General features: G+C 38.6%; 17 protein-coding genes and 1 pseudogene. 5 read left to right on the top strand and 13 right to left on the bottom strand.

The genetic code is table 11. From position 1 onward, the window contains the following. Positions 1-154: 154 nt before the first annotated feature. A complete protein-coding gene (locus tag ACFS5O_RS02035; RefSeq protein WP_205724752.1) occupies positions 155-856 on the bottom strand; it encodes a vanadium-dependent haloperoxidase in 702 nt (233 codons plus the stop codon). A gap of 222 nt (positions 857-1,078) precedes the next feature. Between ACFS5O_RS02035 and ACFS5O_RS02030 the strand changes: the two genes are divergently transcribed. Together ACFS5O_RS02030 and ACFS5O_RS02025 are read left to right on the top strand one after the other, a co-directional pair. After that, positions 1,079-1,879, top strand: a complete 801-nt coding sequence (locus ACFS5O_RS02030) for an FkbM family methyltransferase (RefSeq protein WP_205724751.1) — start codon at positions 1,079-1,081, stop codon at positions 1,877-1,879. 584 nt (positions 1,880-2,463) lie between these two features. Beyond that, positions 2,464-2,586, top strand: a complete 123-nt coding sequence (locus ACFS5O_RS02025; RefSeq protein ID WP_255520062.1) for a hypothetical protein — start codon at positions 2,464-2,466, stop codon at positions 2,584-2,586. 76 nt (positions 2,587-2,662) lie between these two features. On the opposite strand, the gene ACFS5O_RS02020 is transcribed toward ACFS5O_RS02025, so the two are convergent. The 8 genes and pseudogenes from ACFS5O_RS02020 to ACFS5O_RS01985 form a co-directional block, all read right to left on the bottom strand. Next, positions 2,663-3,085, bottom strand: a complete 423-nt coding sequence (locus ACFS5O_RS02020; RefSeq protein WP_205724750.1) for a MarR family winged helix-turn-helix transcriptional regulator — start codon at positions 3,083-3,085, stop codon at positions 2,663-2,665. Positions 3,086-3,625: 540 nt separating this feature from the next. Then, on the bottom strand, positions 3,626-4,108 hold the full coding sequence (locus tag ACFS5O_RS02015) for a hypothetical protein (RefSeq protein ID WP_205724749.1): 483 nt from the start codon (positions 4,106-4,108) through the stop codon (positions 3,626-3,628). A 268-nt stretch (positions 4,109-4,376) separates the two neighbouring features. Beyond that, positions 4,377-5,399 (bottom strand): Delta(5) desaturase DesA, encoded by a 1,023-nt coding sequence (desA, locus tag ACFS5O_RS02010; RefSeq protein ID WP_205724748.1) that lies wholly within the window; start codon positions 5,397-5,399, stop codon positions 4,377-4,379. Positions 5,400-5,586: 187 nt separating this feature from the next. Continuing rightward, positions 5,587-9,936 (bottom strand): S8 family serine peptidase, encoded by a 4,350-nt coding sequence (locus ACFS5O_RS02005; RefSeq protein WP_205724747.1) that lies wholly within the window; start codon positions 9,934-9,936, stop codon positions 5,587-5,589. Between the two features lie 648 nt (positions 9,937-10,584). Then, positions 10,585-11,197, bottom strand: a pseudogene (locus tag ACFS5O_RS02000) (flavin reductase family protein). Positions 11,198-11,314: 117 nt separating this feature from the next. After that, a complete protein-coding gene (locus tag ACFS5O_RS01995) occupies positions 11,315-11,923 on the bottom strand; it encodes an alpha/beta hydrolase (RefSeq protein WP_205724746.1) in 609 nt (202 codons plus the stop codon). Then, the gene (locus tag ACFS5O_RS01990; protein ID WP_205724745.1) at positions 11,920-12,870 is read right to left on the bottom strand and encodes a ring-cleaving dioxygenase; all 951 of its coding nucleotides are present in this window, start codon (positions 12,868-12,870) and stop codon (positions 11,920-11,922) included. Before ACFS5O_RS01990 ends, ACFS5O_RS01995 begins: the two co-directional genes overlap by 4 nt. Positions 12,871-13,176: 306 nt before the next feature. Then, positions 13,177-14,013: an aldo/keto reductase gene (locus ACFS5O_RS01985; RefSeq protein WP_205724744.1), complete on the bottom strand. Its 837-nt coding sequence runs from the start codon at positions 14,011-14,013 to the stop codon at positions 13,177-13,179. Between the two features lie 154 nt (positions 14,014-14,167). Here ACFS5O_RS01985 and ACFS5O_RS01980 point away from each other — a divergent pair, with 154 nt between their 5' ends. Continuing rightward, positions 14,168-14,362: a hypothetical protein gene (locus tag ACFS5O_RS01980; protein ID WP_205724743.1), complete on the top strand. Its 195-nt coding sequence runs from the start codon at positions 14,168-14,170 to the stop codon at positions 14,360-14,362. On the opposite strand, the gene ACFS5O_RS01975 is transcribed toward ACFS5O_RS01980, so the two are convergent. Beyond that, positions 14,363-14,533 (bottom strand): aspartyl-phosphate phosphatase Spo0E family protein, encoded by a 171-nt coding sequence (locus ACFS5O_RS01975; protein WP_370568694.1) that lies wholly within the window; start codon positions 14,531-14,533, stop codon positions 14,363-14,365. A 284-nt stretch (positions 14,534-14,817) separates the two neighbouring features. Next, positions 14,818-15,117 (bottom strand): hypothetical protein, encoded by a 300-nt coding sequence (locus ACFS5O_RS01970; RefSeq protein ID WP_228116273.1) that lies wholly within the window; start codon positions 15,115-15,117, stop codon positions 14,818-14,820. Positions 15,118-15,298: 181 nt separating this feature from the next. On the opposite strand from ACFS5O_RS01970, the gene ACFS5O_RS01965 reads away from it, so the two are divergent. Further along, positions 15,299-15,472: a YjcZ family sporulation protein gene (locus ACFS5O_RS01965; RefSeq protein WP_289496746.1), complete on the top strand. Its 174-nt coding sequence runs from the start codon at positions 15,299-15,301 to the stop codon at positions 15,470-15,472. 52 nt (positions 15,473-15,524) lie between these two features. Here ACFS5O_RS01965 and ACFS5O_RS01960 read toward each other — a convergent pair whose 3' ends face one another. Continuing rightward, positions 15,525-16,106, bottom strand: a complete 582-nt coding sequence (locus ACFS5O_RS01960; RefSeq protein ID WP_318300092.1) for a YitT family protein — start codon at positions 16,104-16,106, stop codon at positions 15,525-15,527. A gap of 210 nt (positions 16,107-16,316) precedes the next feature. On the opposite strand from ACFS5O_RS01960, the gene ACFS5O_RS01955 reads away from it, so the two are divergent. Beyond that, on the top strand, positions 16,317-16,451 hold the full coding sequence (locus ACFS5O_RS01955; RefSeq protein WP_379838561.1) for a hypothetical protein: 135 nt from the start codon (positions 16,317-16,319) through the stop codon (positions 16,449-16,451). A gap of 79 nt (positions 16,452-16,530) precedes the next feature. Here ACFS5O_RS01955 and ACFS5O_RS01950 read toward each other — a convergent pair whose 3' ends face one another. Further along, positions 16,531-16,782 carry an HPr family phosphocarrier protein gene (locus tag ACFS5O_RS01950; protein ID WP_205724740.1) on the bottom strand — a complete coding sequence of 84 codons (252 nt, stop codon included), beginning with the start codon at positions 16,780-16,782 and terminating at the stop codon, positions 16,531-16,533. Positions 16,783-16,794: the final 12 nt, after the last annotated feature.

Below are 16,794 nucleotides of genomic sequence, written 5' to 3'. Positions count from 1 at the left end.
CAGCCCACTTTGTTTCTTTTGAATAAACGTTTTTGCCCATGCAAAAACACCTCCGATTTTTCACTTTTAATAAGTGTATCATTTCGAAGGTGTTTTATTGTGTCCCATCTACCTAGGTTAGTCTACACCATACGTCCGGTCTTTTCTTTTTTACTTATATATTTTGCGATCGAATTAAATTCACGACGATTTCGCCGAGCTGTCTGCCAAGTGACAGCCCCTCATCATTATCTACTTTAAAATGAACACCTGCATATAACCTAGACATCGCACACTCTTCCATAAGAAGATGGATGCGATTTTTTTCTTGAGGAAAATAGTAGCTTAGGATGGGCTCTGTACAGCCAGCCATAACAGCGTGTGCGGAAGGATACCCAGGAAAACTCGGGGTCATCAACACCGTCTTTAAGTTTCGGTCATATTGACAAGGCCGAGCAACATCCCAAAGATATTTAAAATGCCAAGTGATGACGAAAGCATCATTAATAGCAGCTTGATAAAACGCTAAAAAACGTGCTGCCTTTGTTGAAGCAAGTCCATACTTTTCCATCATCTGAAATACGATTGGGATGATCTGTTTATTCACTTCTCCTGCCGCCCACACTTGTGCAATGCGTATCTGCTCAGGTGTAATCTGCTGCATGACCTGTTGTACGATTTGTAGTTCAGTTGCCCAATCAATGGTATTCGGATCCTTTATCCTCCACGTAATCGGATGACGAAACGGGTCCAAAAATGTATGACTCTCTCGTGCTATAAAGAACATCGGCCAATTACCTGCTTCTGGGGTTACGGGTATCGGGGGATAGCTTTCACCGAGATAAGGTATTTCAGACCACCTCAAATAATTTCTCATTTCATCCCCCCTGTTTCATGTCATACCTCATGTTATGTGAAGGGACAAAAATTTTAGAACAAGGTAATAATCTCAATAGTGGTTAAACAAACATTTTTTTGAAATGGAAGAGATTAAGAGTTTATGAAGTTCCTTAAGTGACGTAAATACATATACTGTTATATAGTTGGCCAAGCTCTTACAGCTTGTGGCAGCTTTTTTAAATGAAAGTTGGTGGGAGATTTGAAACACGTTATAAAAAATGATGTATCTTTTAATGTGACTGACGATAAACAGTTCGCATACTTTTGGAATACTGTTTTCCCTAATCATTGGGAAGATTTTACGTTTCAAGTCTTAGATCATTACTTACAGCCCGATGGAAATTATTTAGATATAGGCTCTTGGGTCGGACCAACTTTACTTTATGCAGCAAAAAAAGCAAAACACTCGTTTGGCATTGAACCAGATTCAGTAGCCTATGAAGCATTGAAAAAAAATATTAAGTTAAATTCTGAACTTGAAGAAAAAATCACGATTATCAACAAAGCTCTTTCTTATAAGTCAGGAACGATGAACTTATATAAACGAACACAGTTTGGTGATTCTAGTTCAAGCTTGGTTCAATCATTGTCAGCTGAGTTTCACCCCGTTGCCGTTAGTACACTTAAAGATTTAGTGGGTGATTATAAGATTACAGATTTATCACTCATCAAAATGGATATTGAAGGAGGGGAATATCTACTCATTCCATCCATGCAGAAATATTTAAAACGTTACAAGCCACCTCTTTATCTATCACTTCATCCTGAATTTCTAAAAAGCTCGATGATAAAAAGATGTCCCCACTATTCAGCCCGAAAACTACGAAAATTCTATATAAAAAAACTTAAAAAGCTTATAAACAGCTTAAATATGTATGATTACATTTATGTCTCACCTTCAAAGAGAATTGAAAAATCAAAATTGCTTCAAGCTCTTTTAAAAAATGACGACCCAATAGAACTACTTTTTACCACCACTCCCTTTAATTTAAAACTATGATGAGGTGTTGCTGAACGCACACTTTTTTTCTTTCGTTATACTTCCCTCTATTCAACCAACTTCCCATTTGGTATCATTTTCCTTAAAACATGAGGAGCTGATTTCGATGACTTTGCTTAAACAATCGTTTAACTCTGTGGCCGATTCTTATGAAAAGTATAGATCCACTTAACTACAAGAGCTTTTTGAAGATATTATTCGTTATGCAAACCTAGATGTGGATGATACTCTTTTGGAAGTAGGAAGTGGAACGGGTAAAGCTACAGAGGATTTTATAAAAAGTCGCCAACTATTGCCTTATGAACAAAAAGAATCAACTCTATCAAAAAGTCAAGAACGTGATTGTAACGCAAAATTCAGGTGTGATTACAAAAACACATGCAGTTGCATTATTTTTGGCTAAAAAGAAACAAGTATTACTACCAGATGATCTAACAAAATAATTAGCACTCCCCCTTCAAATGTCCTGTTTTCTTTATCTTCGAATTATTCCTAGGAAAGCTGTACTATTGTTTCGACAATTAAGAGGATATTTATCGATTGAGAGAGAATTATGGAGAAAACCAAGAAGGGAGGAAAAGAAAATGAGTGAAGTGATCATCCGTCACCTTGTGAAACGTCATTTCACAAAGAAAAACATACAAGATCAGCATCTTCAACAGCTGCTTGTTCATTTTCTTCTTTCAGCAAGGAAAGATAAACATTAAAAAAGATAAAGATATCGCCATCATATAATTCCTTTATTGAAACAAGAGTATCTGATTTTTCTACAGATACTCTTTCTTATTTGTGAGTGATTGCTTTTGTTAATATTTTCAAAGCTTGCATGATCGTGTTTTTTTCAAATTCAGAGAGTCCTTCAATATTTTGATTGAGACGTGTGCTTACGATCGTATTCAGATGAGATAATGTATGAAATCCTTTTTCTGTCAATCGTAGAATGGAAATTCTTTTGTCATTTGGATTCACTCTTTTCACAACAAGACCCATTCTTATTAAGGATTTCACTTGCCTGCTGAATGTCGTGATATCAACACCTATATTTTCTGCAATGAATTGCATTGAAGGCTCTGAGTGCTTACTGATCTCATAAAGGATATGACTAAGTGCCAAAGTCAAATCTTCTTCAACTAAACGACAGCTATTCTTTTGCAACGTTTCATATTTTCTACTCAAGTTCTGCAGCAGATCCCTGACATCCTCCAAAGTAAACACCACCTTATTTCACTATAAAGTATACTTCAAAAAAATAAAATAATTTTCAGAAAAATCAACTTAACGCACCAATAGGTTTTTATACCTATAAACACTTTACGGAAAAAGAAATTTTTTGACGTGTTTTGTAGATCAAAAATCTTTTTTAGTAGTAAAGACTCATTCGTATGTAAGTTTTTAGGTTTAATTGTCATTCAATACGGGTACCCCTTAGTTATAGAGATAAAATGTGTGAATAAAATGTTTGGGGGTATCATCGAATATGTACAGAGTGGAGCAGAAGCGTAGCAAATTAGGTATGTGGCTCGAACAGCATAATAAAGATACTGAATGGTTAACCCGAACTTCCGGTATCGAAAGACAAACGATCGAGGAGCTCACCTATAATCCAAATAAAAACCCAAGAATGATTTGTATACGCAAGATATTATATGCAGTGAAAAAGGTTGATCCTACTACTAAACTTAGTGATTTATGGGATATGAACTAATACAAGCACCTCAGACTTCAATGAGGTGCTTGTTTTTTGTATTAATCATTACTTATTAAGTCATCTACTTTTGACTTCATTGAACCTATTACTGTTTTTTTATATCGAACAGCAAGTAAGAGCACTTTTAACCGTTTGCGTAGTGACAGATCATGATAACGTGGTTCCTCTTTCACGAAACACTTAATGATTGAAAGAGTGGTTGGGCTCACCTTACTTTCATTTTTTTCTTGCTCTTTCTTTTTAGTCCCTTTTAAACACTGCACCCAGTAACTTATGTCTGTTTTTGTAGGCCGTTCATCAATCATACATAGCGCGTAATTCGTTTTTGTGTGTTTTTTTAAATATTCATAACGGTCATTTCCGCATACAATACTAAATTCATTCTTCTTATCTTTTTTTACTACAAGCATATGCATAGAGTCCCACATTCGATTTTTAAGCATCTTTACGTGATTCGTTAATTTTATCGAGTAATCCGGCTTGATTTTAGCTAGATGAATATATTGAACATTCAACTTCATGCTATATCTCCTCTTTCTTGTGGAGTCATCATGTATGTATATTATGAAAGTAAGTACATAAAAGGTGCCTATAGATCTCATCTCGTTTGTTTTTGAATGCCGATGATTTCCTCAAAAAGAATGCACACCTTTAAGCCTGCGTCTACAAGATAACGGAGGAAGTCTCCTATTTGCTCGCCTTGCATTCCTTTTCTCCGTCAAAGAAATAAATAAAAAAGCCACTACCCACACGTTTTAGTTAAACGTAGTGAGAGTGACCTCTTCATGTTTATGCTGCTCTATTTTTTCGGATAAAATTACGAATATCACGATTTCCGATAAACTTCTTAGACTGCTCACACCAAAGCTTAAAGGTTAATGATTTTAAGCTAGTAAGTAGAGTAAGCGTTGGTACATCTTGAAGTCGCGGATCACTTTTATGTGCTTTTTCCAAGTGATAGTTCGGCACGCGAGAGTTCAAGTGATGCACATGGTGAAAACCAATGTTCCCTGTAAACCACTGTAATACTTTTGGCAGTTTATAAAATGAACTTCCTTTAAGAGCGGCTTCAACATAGTTCCATTTTTCGTTATTCTCAAAATAACCATCCTCAAACTGATGCTGAACATAAAACAACCAAACTCCAGAAAACGTTGCAATGTAGAAGATCGGAAGTTCTACAAGTAAGAAAGCTTTCCATCCAATCGTAAATCCAACAGCTAATACAATCGTTACTAATGCGATGTTCGTTAACCAAACATGTACTTTTTCTTTCTTAGAAGCATTTTTTGCATTAAATCGATAATCGATCAAGAAAATGTATAATGGTCCGATCAAGAAGAGCACGATCGGGTTTCGATAAGTTCTATACTGTAAACGTTTAAACCAAGAAGCTTCTGCGTACTCTTGAAGCGTCATAGTCCATACATCACCAACCCCACGTTTCTCGAGGTTTCCGTTCGTTGCATGGTGTGTTGCATGGCTGTTCTTCCACTGTTCATACGAACAAAATGTAAACAGACCAGTAAAAATTCCAACGATCTGATTGGCTTTTCTGCTTTTGAAAAATGAATAGTGTGTGCAATCATGAAAAATGATAAATGTTCGAACTAAAAAGCCGGCTGCTGGCACTGCACAGAGCAACGTCAACCAGAATGATATATTTAAACTCAAATAAGCCAATACCCATAAAATCAAGAATGGTCCTACTGAATTAACTAACTGCCATACACTTGCTGATATACGCGGGCGCTCAAATGGTGCTAATTTTTTCTTCCATTCACGAATGTCGTACTTCGAATGTTCGCTCATTCAATCAGTCTCCTTTAACTTCACATCTTCCCTATCTTATCACATATTTTTGATTTAGCACCCACCTATATTTGTCGAATTATGAACTTATTATATGACTTGGTACTAAAACCACATAAAAACCGGCCTCTCACAAGGGAGATGGCCGGAAAAACAAGTTTGTTTTTTATTTTTTATTTTTTATTTTTTATTTTTTTGCGTTGATATAAAGTTTACCTGTCGCTCGTTTACTTGTTTTGTTTCCATAATCATCTGAAGCGATTACTTCAACTACCGCACCAGGTGCTTTAACGTTCGTAGTTGCTGTGTAGTAACCTTCGTAATGACCTTCAGACGTTTCGCGCATCGGAAGCTCAGTTGCGTTCGCTACTCCGCCAGCATTTGTAAGCGGCATATGGATGACGAATACTGCATCTAATCCAGGGTCACTGTCAAACTCGATCTTCACAGATTCTCCGCTCTTCAGCTCTTTATCTGTGTCTGGTTTCAAGTTCTCAACTACTGGAGCTTCGAACTTCGCATAAACGGTTACCGTCTTCGAGTGACGATTTCCTGCTTTATCAAGCGCAACTACTTTGATCACATTTTCTCCTTCATTTAATAGCATGCGGTGACTATAGTTTCCGTTTTCATCGACTTGCGCTTTTTGTCCGTTTACTTTTACCCAATCGAGGTTGGTTTCATCTACTGTACCTTTTACGGTTACAGATTCACGGTTCGTCTTCATACCATCAGCTGGTGATGTGATGCTCACTTTTGGTTTTGTTTGATCGAGCGTCACTGTTACTGGTGCGGATTCATCTGTTGAACCGCTCTCAGTAACAGCTTTAGCTGTTAAGGTGTTTGCGCCCTCTTCTAGCGTAACTTCAGCAGAGAACGTACCTTCGTCTGTCGTTTCCGCAGTAGCCACTTCTTCTCCATCTCTGTAGATCTCAACAGAAGTGGTCGGAGCCGCGTTACCTGTTACTGTTACTTTTTCTTCATTAGTAAACGATCCATCGACTGGAGAAGTAATGGATGGTGCCGTTACTTCATAATTTACAGTCGCTCTGATCATATAGTTACCTTCTTCTTCTGGAGATTGAGACCATGCTCCACTCAAGCTTTGGAAGCTTCGACCGGACCACTCTCCATCTTCATCTGTTGCAAGACCTGGCGTGTTTGGGTTCGCAAAGTTTTGGATGTACACCATATAGAAGTCTCCTTCTACCATGATGCCGTGTTGACTTAAGTCAACATGTGTCCACTCGCCGTTACGTAATGCTGTAGCATCAAACGGTCCAGCGAGCTCTTTACCTGGTGTCCCATCTGGTCCACTTGCATCGTATACAGCTACTTGGAATGCTGTCCCACCTGGTACTGGCCACTCTGTATCCCAGAATCGGAATAGGCCTCCCGTTACAGCCGCTTTTTTATTACCATCTGCAAGTGACATCTTAACTGCCCAAGCGTTTCCAGCAGCATTCCATGCACGAGCATTTTCAGCTGTACCATCGTCATACCCAATCTCACCTGGGTAACCGATGAAAGGTTTTAACGCGATGTCTTGATCTGTTGTTTCGCCACCTGTTACGGTTACGGAAATTTCTTCACCATAATAAGAAGGAGCAAGAACTTTTAGCGTGTATTCGCCTTCATAGGCAGAGATTTCATACGTACCATCTTCGTTCGTCTGTACAGGTGCGATCGCAGCATCTTCCATGAGCATCACGGTAGCTCCTGCGATTGGTTCTCCTGTTACTTCATTCGTAACCGTACCTGACACTGTTCCTCTTGGAATTTCTTCTAGAGTAAAGTTTGCACGGGCCGTTCCGTCTGCTTCAAGTGTGACTGATTGTGTTTGCGAACGGAAACCATACGCCTCTGCTTGTACAGTGTATGTGCCTGCCGCATGCGTTAAGCTATACGAACCATCTTGAGGATTCGTATAAACAGAACGTCCTGTTTCTAAGACACTAACTTCCGCACGCATCGGAAGAGCTTGTGGTGCAGCATCGCCATATTTCGCAGGTTCTTTTTCATAAGAAGGTTTTATCGGCTTGATATTAGATGGATCTACTTTTGGCTTGGCTTGTGACATAGGCGCTTTTTCAATTGCTGGTGATCCGCCAAGTTTGGCTTTTTTCGAAGGTGTGATCGATTGGTCATGTAGTTTCACATCATCTAGATACCAGCCTGCTTTTACAACAGAACCATCAGAAGTTACATTGAACGCAACGTAAATGCGTTGTCCTGCATATTCACTTAAATCTACTTCTCCATCGATCCAACCACCGGAAGTAGAGTTGACGCGAAGCTTTTGTGTCCAGTTTTCCATATCTGTTGAAACGAATACATGACCGTAATCATAGTTTCGTTCTAAATCGTGCCATTGTTTGAACTGAAGGTAGGTGTTGCCTTCTGCAAGATCAACAGGAGGCATTACGAGTGTCATATTTGCACTGTTCGCATAGTTTCCAGCAAGGTTTGAAGCATATACTTTTTCACCAGAGAATGCTGCACCAGGTCCACTTGTTGGTACACCATGCTCCCAGCTGTTATTCGCTCCGAACGAAGTCCAGCCTGTAGGATTTCCTTCAAAATCCTCACTGTATCCTGAAGAGATTCCAGGTAAAAGTGTTATTGTATAGTTATCTGTTGAAACGGAACTTCCTCCAAAATCAATAGCTGTCCATTTATAAACGATGGAATCACCTGTTAGTGCGGATCCTGGAATAGAAGCGCTGTACGTACCTGATTGATAATCTCCGCCTGAGCGTTCAGCAGCTGCGTCTGTCCAGCTTCCGTCTTCGTTCTGATAGCTTAATGTAACAGAAGTGACACTAATGTTATCTGACACTTCGGCTTCAAGATTTAATGGCATCTCTTTGTAAGATTCAGTAGGTCCCTCATGCGTGATGGAAGGAGCTTCACTATCCTCTCCTTGTTTCGTTACAGTTCCCTCAATTCTTCCTAATCCCGTTACTACTGAGGATACGGCTGTAAATGCATTTACAAGTCCATGTCCATATCCGTTGTTCGGCGATTCAGGGAACGTTGCATCTGTAAGAGGAGTTGCTGAATTTAATAAAATCTCTTCGAGTTCTTCAACCGTCAGACTCGAATCAGCTTGCTTTAATAAAGCAACCACTGCTGAAACGTGTGGTCCGGCCATTGACGTTCCATTCCAACCACCTTCATATGCACTTCCAGGAACCGCTGAACGGATATTTACTCCTGGTGCTGAGATTTCAGGTTTTGTTTCGTCATATGGAGAAGGCCCTTGCAGTGAGAAGCTTGCTAAAGTGTTATTGATATCTGTTGCACCTGTCGCAAAGGATTCGGGATAGTTGGCTGGATTCGCTATCGATTCTGGGCCACCTGGGTTAAAGATCGTCGTGTTACCTGCAGAGAATTCTGGGAAAATCTCAGCTGAGCGCCAAGCTTGTACCATCTCTCTGTACCATTCATCAAGTCCTGCTCCGCCACTCCAAGAGTTGTTTACAACATCTGGCGCTTTTTCAGGATGCGGATTACCTTCTGCATCTTTTGGTGCTAAGATCCACTCGCCGGCTTCAAGAAGATCAGCATCCGTTCCACCTGAAGCAGAAAAGGCTTTTACAGCGATCCATTTCGCTCCTGGTGCAACACCGATCTGATTACCTCCGTTCGGTTCAGCACCTACCATAGTTCCCATCGTATGTGTCCCATGTCCATCATCATCGTATGGTGTAGCTTGGCCACCCACTGGATCGAACCAGCTAAATTGATGATCTGCTGCATCCGGATTCTGAGGATTATATCCGCGATACTTTTCTTTTAGTGCGGGGTGGTTCCATTGAACACCTGTATCGATATTGGCAACAACTGTACCAGCCCCATCAACACCCATTCCCCAAACCTCAGGAGCTCCTACACGTTCGATATTCCATTCAATAGATGAAGTATCGTTTTTCGGTTGGACCTGTAATGACGATTTAGGAAGTTGCTTTTCTGGAAGTTTAACAGAGCTTACGGGTTGAATAAGCTGTCTTGTTTCGTTTGGAAGTACTTTTTCAACCTCTGGAAAAGCTGCGATTTCTTCCATTACTTCTTTTGTCGCCGTTACGGCCATACCGTTAACAACATAAAAAGATTGAATTTTTTCAGCTTTACCTGCTTTTTCTTGTTTTTCTAAGTATTTTTTTGTGTGCTGTTGGGTTTCAAGCGCGTTTGCGCGAAGGGTAGAAACGATCGTTGAACGTTTCATAAGTTTTGTTTGATTAGAAGAGAGTTTTTGAGATTTAGCATCTTTAGCAGCTTTTTTCGCTACGGCAGCCGTATCTACTTGTTCTTTGAACTTAATGAGGAATGTAACTTTATCCTTCTTGCTGAATTGCTCGTTCAGTTTCTTTGCAACCTTATTCGTCTTTCCTTCTAATGCCGCCTCTTTCGCTGAAGTAGAAGCTTTACCTTTTGAAGTAACAGCATTCGATTGAGATGGGAACATCATTGGAACAATCATTAAAAAAGTTAAAAATACGGAAAGCCAACGTACTTTTTTTCGTTTTTTACTCATGTAACTTTTCCCTCCCTAGTCCATTTGATTTTGGTTGATCTAACCAAGCAAGAATTCTGTCACACCTCCTGTACTTTTTATGAAAATATAGTAATTCTTTGTTGTTATATAAAGGTTAAGGGAAAGACACTGTAAGATTATGTAATATTTTGTCGTAGAAAGTACTACTAATTGGAAAATAAATCCTTTGTATGACTGATTACATTTTATTTCGCGACTATTGATTTGTCATTTTTCTCTATTTTCTTCTTTTTACTAGAATACAAAACTTATGACACAGTACATATCTACTTATTTTTGTAATATAAAATCACGCAAGAGAAAAATGAGGATACAGTCCCTTTAAATCTGTTAAAAAGAAACTAGATTAATTCCATTATTTTCTTTGTTGTTTTGCAATCATACGGGAATTCAGAGGGTTCACATGTTCATCCATGAGGCGTTTCTCCCTTTATAGATGCAGGTCTTATGTCGGAAAAAACGGTATATCTTCCTAAGCAAATGGGTTATGAAATACTTGAAGTTTAATAGTTTGTAACACGATTAACATCTAGCTATCTTGATTCTGTCGTTTTTCGACAGCGTATTTTTCGTTTAAAAACTTGAATGCACAAAAAAACCTCCCTCTTAATGAGGAAGGCAAAATAATTATTCTGGTCTTTCTAGCGAAAATGTCTCTCCAAGCTTTACGTAATTTGCCCCTGCCAATCTGCCAACAGGCTTTAGCTTTTCAGCATCTATTCTTCCATTCTGATAGAGCTCATCTGAGATATGATAATGAACTACTCTTCCGATTAAGAGATCAGTAGCTGGCTTTTCAGGTGAACCACCAAGTGGAATGATCCGTTCGACTACACATTCCATTCGAATTTTTGATTTTGGCAATGCCAGGCACTCCCACTTTTACTGATTTAGCCTTCGTTAAGTTTGCAAGTTCAACTTCACTTTGATCTGGGTCCAGGTTCGCAGCGGTTTTATTTACAGCTTCAATATACGTTTCGTCTGGAATGTGAACGACGAACTCACCTAGCTCTTCTGCATTCCGCGATGAATCTTTTTGTATACCATCCTTCCTCCCTATTGAGATGGCGATGAGAGGAGGATTGGAAGTTAGCGCATTAAAATAGCTGAATGGTGCAGCATTGAGCACGCCTTCTGATGAAAGTGTTGTAACGAATGCAATCGGTCTAGGAATAATGCTACCGGTAAGAAACTTATAGTTCTCTTTTACAGATAGCTCTTGAGGATCGATAGACTTCATGAATCTTCACCCGCTTTACTCTGTTTTTTATACGATTGATTACATAATAAATGACCTAATTGTGACAAAAAGACCTTTTCATCATCTAATATTTTGAATTCTTTTAACAAAAGTGACTTATAGCAAGTTTTTGTTGAACCATTCGGCTGCTTCTTCTACTTCAGCTCTTGATAACTGATGCCCCATGTTATCCCATTTTAAATGTACGTTTGCCCCAGCTTTGTTCAAAAGTTGTTCTAACTCTTCCGTTTCTTGAGGAGGGCAGATCGGATCATTATTTCCTGCACCGATAAATACAGGAAGTCCATCTAATTTTGGAAGTTCAATTCCACGTCTAGGTACCATCGGATGATGCAGAATGGCACCTTTTAATGATTTTTCATAGTGAAAGATTAAACTACCTGCAATGTTAGCGCCGTTTGAATAGCCGACAGCTACTACTTGATCGCGATTAAACGAATATTTATTTGCTGCTTCATCAATAAACTCATGAAGCTCTTTTGTACGGTAGATTAAATCTTCTTCATCAAATACACCTTCAGCTAAACGACGGAAAAATCTTGGCATACCGTTTTCAGAAACGTTTCCTCTGACACTCAACACGGATGATTCTGGTGAGATCATTTCTGCAAGTGAAAGTAAGTCTTTCTCATTTCCTCCTGTACCGTGTAATAACAAAAGTACCGGTTTGTTTAAGTCTGTTCCTTCTTTAAATAGATGAATCATTGGATATCCTCCTTTAAAATTCTTGCTTCAGCAGGTTGTAAATGATTCTCAATTTGTTCTCGATGAGCCTCAAGCCATGGTGGAAGCAATAATTTCTTTCCTAGCTCTTCTTCTGGCTCATCACGAGTAAATCCTGGTGGATCAGTTGCAATTTCAAAGAGTATGCCGCCTGCTTCACGGAAATATATTGCGTTAAAATATTGTCGGTCAATAATTTCTGTTACTTGAAACTTATTTTGTTTTACATGTTGCTGCCATTGTTCATGTTCTTCATAAGTAGAAGCTCGCCAAGCAATGTGGTGAACGGTTCCTACTCCGCTTACTCCCCTTGCTTCTGGAGAAAGTTTGATATCAATCACATTGCCAATGTCACTTCTAGCATGAAACCGGATGTAATCTCCGTCTTGCCCCACTTTTTCTAAACCCATTACTTCTACGAGAACTCGTTCAGTCTCTTGTGGAGCTGCTGAAAGAAGTACGGCTCCACCAAACCCTTTAATGGCGTGTTGAGCAGTTACTCCGCCAAATGACCATTCACTATTTTTGCCTTTTTGTCTTGCAACAATTTCTAGTCGCAATCCATGAGGATCGAGAAATTCTAAATATTCTTCTTGAAAACGAACCGTCTTTTTATACTCTACAGAGAATTTTACAAGCCTGTCTTCCCAAAAAGGTAAGGAACCTTCCGGGACTACAAAAGATGTAGTTCCAACTTGGCCTGAACCTACTCTTCCTCTATATGCATCCGGCCAAGGGAAAAACGTCATGATGGTTCCGGGACTTCCACCTTCGTCTCCAAAATAAAGGTGATACGTTCCTGGGTCATCAAAGTTTACCGTTTTCTTAACAAGTCTTAGACCGAGAACACCAGCATAAAAATCTACATTTTCTTGGGGATTGCCAACAATCGCCGTGATATGGTGAATCCCATCAGTATGCATTGTCATATCCAAAACATCCTTTCACTATCATGTAACTTATTTTTTGTAAGTTAAGTATATAATTTATCACTTACTTTTGTCAAGTAACTAATTTACATTGTTTTAAGTGGTTGAAATTTATATTAATACTCCTAGCCTCTATTCATTATGTACGTACAACAGTTTCCTTAAGCCTATACCCTTTATACGTAAGTAAAACAACTTTTAGGAAAGTTCATTTCTGCAATCCATGTAATAAAAAATCCACGTGGAATCTGTAGATTCCACGTGGACAAATTTAAATTGTTGTATTTGTTTGGGGTCAGACCCTTCTTAAAAGTCGAAGTTGTCTGGGTCTGGACCGATACGACGATCTTCATTTAACGCGTCAATCTTGGCCATATCTTCTAGAGATAATTCAAAATCAAAGATATCTGCATTCTCTACGATGCGGTGTTGTTTAACTGATTTCGGAATGGTTACAACGCCATTTTGAACGTCCCAACGAAGGATGATTTGAGCTACAGATTTTCCGTGTTTCTCTGCTAGTTCTACCAATGAAGGTTCTTCTAGCAACTCACCTTGCATCAGCGGGCTCCATGCTTCGAGTTGGATGCTGTTATCTTTACAGAATAAAAGAAGCTCTTTTTGTGCCAAACGAGGATGGTATTCTACCTGGTTCACCATCGGTTTGATCTCACAATCTGCCAAGATATCTTCTAGATGATGAACTTGGAAGTTAGATACCCCAATCGCTTTTACTTTTCCGTCTTTATAAAGCTTTTCAAGTGCACGCCACGTTTCTTTATACTTGCCTTCTACAGGCCAATGAACGAGATACAAGTCAAGATACTCTAGTCCGAGTTTGTTCATGCTCTCTTCAAACGCTGCAAGCGTTGATTCATAGCCTTGATCTTTATTCCATACTTTAGTAGTGATGAACAATTCTTCGCGAGGAACACCCGCTTCTTTTATAGCTTGTCCAACACCTTCTTCATTTTTGTAGATCGCTGCTGTATCAATACTCTTGTATCCTGCTTCAATCGCCCATTTCACAGAGTCGATTACTTCTTGGCCGTCTTCTACTTTAAATACACCAAGTCCGAACCATGGCATTTTTACTCCGTTATGAAGAGTCGTAGTATCTTGTAATGATTTAATTGTTGTCATCTGTTTAGTAGCCTCCCATTTAAAAGCCAAATTTTGTTCCCTAAAAAGATATTGTCACATTCTGCTGTAGAAAGGAAACATTTCGACTTTTAGAAGGTATTTAAAACCTTCTATGGAAGTAGTATCCAACACAATATGAAAATGGGGTGTTGGTGTGAAGGACAATCTGATTCAATTCAAGACTAAAAGTGAATCATCTAAATGTATGCCTGAACAAGAAATTACCCTGATTCAGGAGATACGTGAACTTCTATCAGAGTTTCACTGTAACTATCCTTTAGTAACAAAAAAAGCGATTCTACTTCGTATCGATCAACTAACAGATGAACTCATCTTCAATAAAAGATAATTAAAAAGAAAATTGTCTTTGATACACATTCAGCAATACATCTAATTCTTGACTGCATTTAACCGTTTCATTGCTGGTTAAACCATTGCGATCTGCAACTTCTACCAGCTTCTCTTTTTTTTCTTTTATACATTCCATGAGAAGAGAGTTATTCCATTCTTTTTTCTCCACGAAAATCCGCTCCTCTTGTGTCTTTTTTATATACCTCTTGCTCATTATGAACGCTTTTTATATCCTTGAAAATAGATTCTGCAAAAGAAGAAGTAATCTTACAAAAGCGGACAATTTTTTACATGACTTATCGTCACAAATACCCAATATTTCATTCAATATGATTCAAGTTTCAGCCGCATTCGCCTACATTCTTACCTGTGTAACTAGCAATTAAACGGAAGCGAAGGTGAGTTATATGTTTTCTATATAAAAGAAAAAAGGATGGGCGATTTCCCATCCTTTTAACCTTTTCTGTCATTGTAATAGTTTACAGAGTACATAGCTCCTTCTTCTACCATCTTGTTATCATCAACATCCATCGGATCAGGATGACCTGCTTTATTAATAGGTAGTTGCGTACGATCGATGTGATCAGGTCGAACTCTGCGTTTCATATCTTTAAACTTCATTTTTGTTTTAATCCGGTTTGGTTTGAAAGAGAGCCATACTAACGCTCCTGTACCAAGACCAATCAAAGCCCACGATTGTGTTTTCAATAACTTACTCGTCGTTTTCATTTGAGTTTGAGTTGTAGTTTGCATGTATAACGCCTCCTTGCTTACATTTACCCCATTTATATACAGTCGTAACATCACATTTTCATTTCAAATGTTACATCTGCCTATTTCCTCTAAATCTAAACAATTGTCCATACACGCTTTCTGTTCTCTACATATACTGTATCGAAGTCGAAAGTACAATTGTTAAGGAGGAGTTTTTAGAATGTATGCAAATTCACCGGTAAATGCTTCACTTGCAAACGCACCAATGTATGGTGGCGGATATGGTTATTGTGGTGGCGGAGGTTATGGCAAGAGTTTTGCGATCATAGTAGTTCTATTTGTCCTTCTCATTATCGTTGGCTGTTCGTGGGCATATAAAGGCAAAGATTGCTAATTTTATGTGCAGGAAAAAGAGGTGCGGATCTTTTTATCCGTACCTCTTTTTATTACATAAACGGTTTTGCTGTCTTCTTAAGAGATACCGTCCTAACAAAATCAATGAGTCTTGTGCTAATCCATTGGCAAATGAATGCGAATACGATAATCTCGAGTCCCAAAGTTAACGATGTACCTAATATTATAAAGCTATTGATTAAAAAGAGAATGCTTCCTGGCTTTTTACCTGTCCAGTTAGCAAGTATGAGTGCAACAATGTCCATCCCTCCCGAAGAAGCACCGAATCGAAAGAGAATACCCACTCCTGTTCCGAAGATAATCGCTCCATAAATTACATCTATAAATGTACCATTTAAGGGGCCTGTAACATGAGAAGACATCAAATCTACCACGATGGAAGTAACAGCCACACAATAGATGGTCCACAATGCTGCTTGTTTTCCAAGCTTGTTTATCGCCAACAGCAATAATCCAAAATTCATCGTCCATAACGTTAGACCTAGTGATATATCGAAGAAAAATTCATTTAGTATTGCCATACCTGCAACACCACCAGAAGGGATATGGTGAGGAAAAAGAAAGGCTGCCATAGCGATTCCTTGCAGTAAAGCACCAAACGTTAACCAAATCATTCGTTGCAAAATAAAAACCCTTTCTCATTCTGAGTTATTCCTTCTCTCATCATAGACCTCTTCACTTGAAATACAAGATGTTTCACTAAAATAAAACACATATAAACAGGAGTCAGAACATATCTTTTTAATGATTACTCCTTTTTAGAGGAATAGGGCCCTGTTCATCTCTTTTGCGGAAATAACACGATACGTGGGAGCAGCAGAAAGGTGGACAAGAAATTGACACAGCACAATAAAAGTGAAATTAATATGCTTGAACAAAAAGCACGGGAAGAGCATAAAGAAGTTGAGCAGGCACGCACAGTAGTTGGAGATGTCTATATTCAAAAAAAAATTCCATGAATACCGATCAATGGTTGAGTCTAAAAAAAGCAAATAAAAAAGCAGTCCTCGGACTGCTTTTTTATTTGCTTCTATATTTTTATGTTAATGAACCTGTTCCTAAACTGCGTAATGCATCAACTGCACCTCTGCTATCTTCTCCAGTTGCAGAAACACAACATACCCCTTGCATGCCATTTAAAAGGCTCATGCTAAGGTGACTTTTTGCATTGATTCTTAACGTATTGCATTCAAAAAAAATCTGACATTGTTCAAATTCGTTCGCTTTGACTACCATTTCATGAATCCAAGTTGGTCTGATCTTTTTTTGTACCATAAAATATGTTTTCATTGTATGACCCTC

Origin of the sequence: Fictibacillus nanhaiensis (assembly GCF_042686385.1) — a bacterium.
In the GTDB taxonomy this organism is placed as follows: Bacteria; Bacillota; Bacilli; order Bacillales; family Fictibacillaceae; genus Fictibacillus; species Fictibacillus nanhaiensis.
Note: the sequence above shows the minus strand (reverse complement) of the source record. Positions and strands in the feature narration are given on the sequence as shown.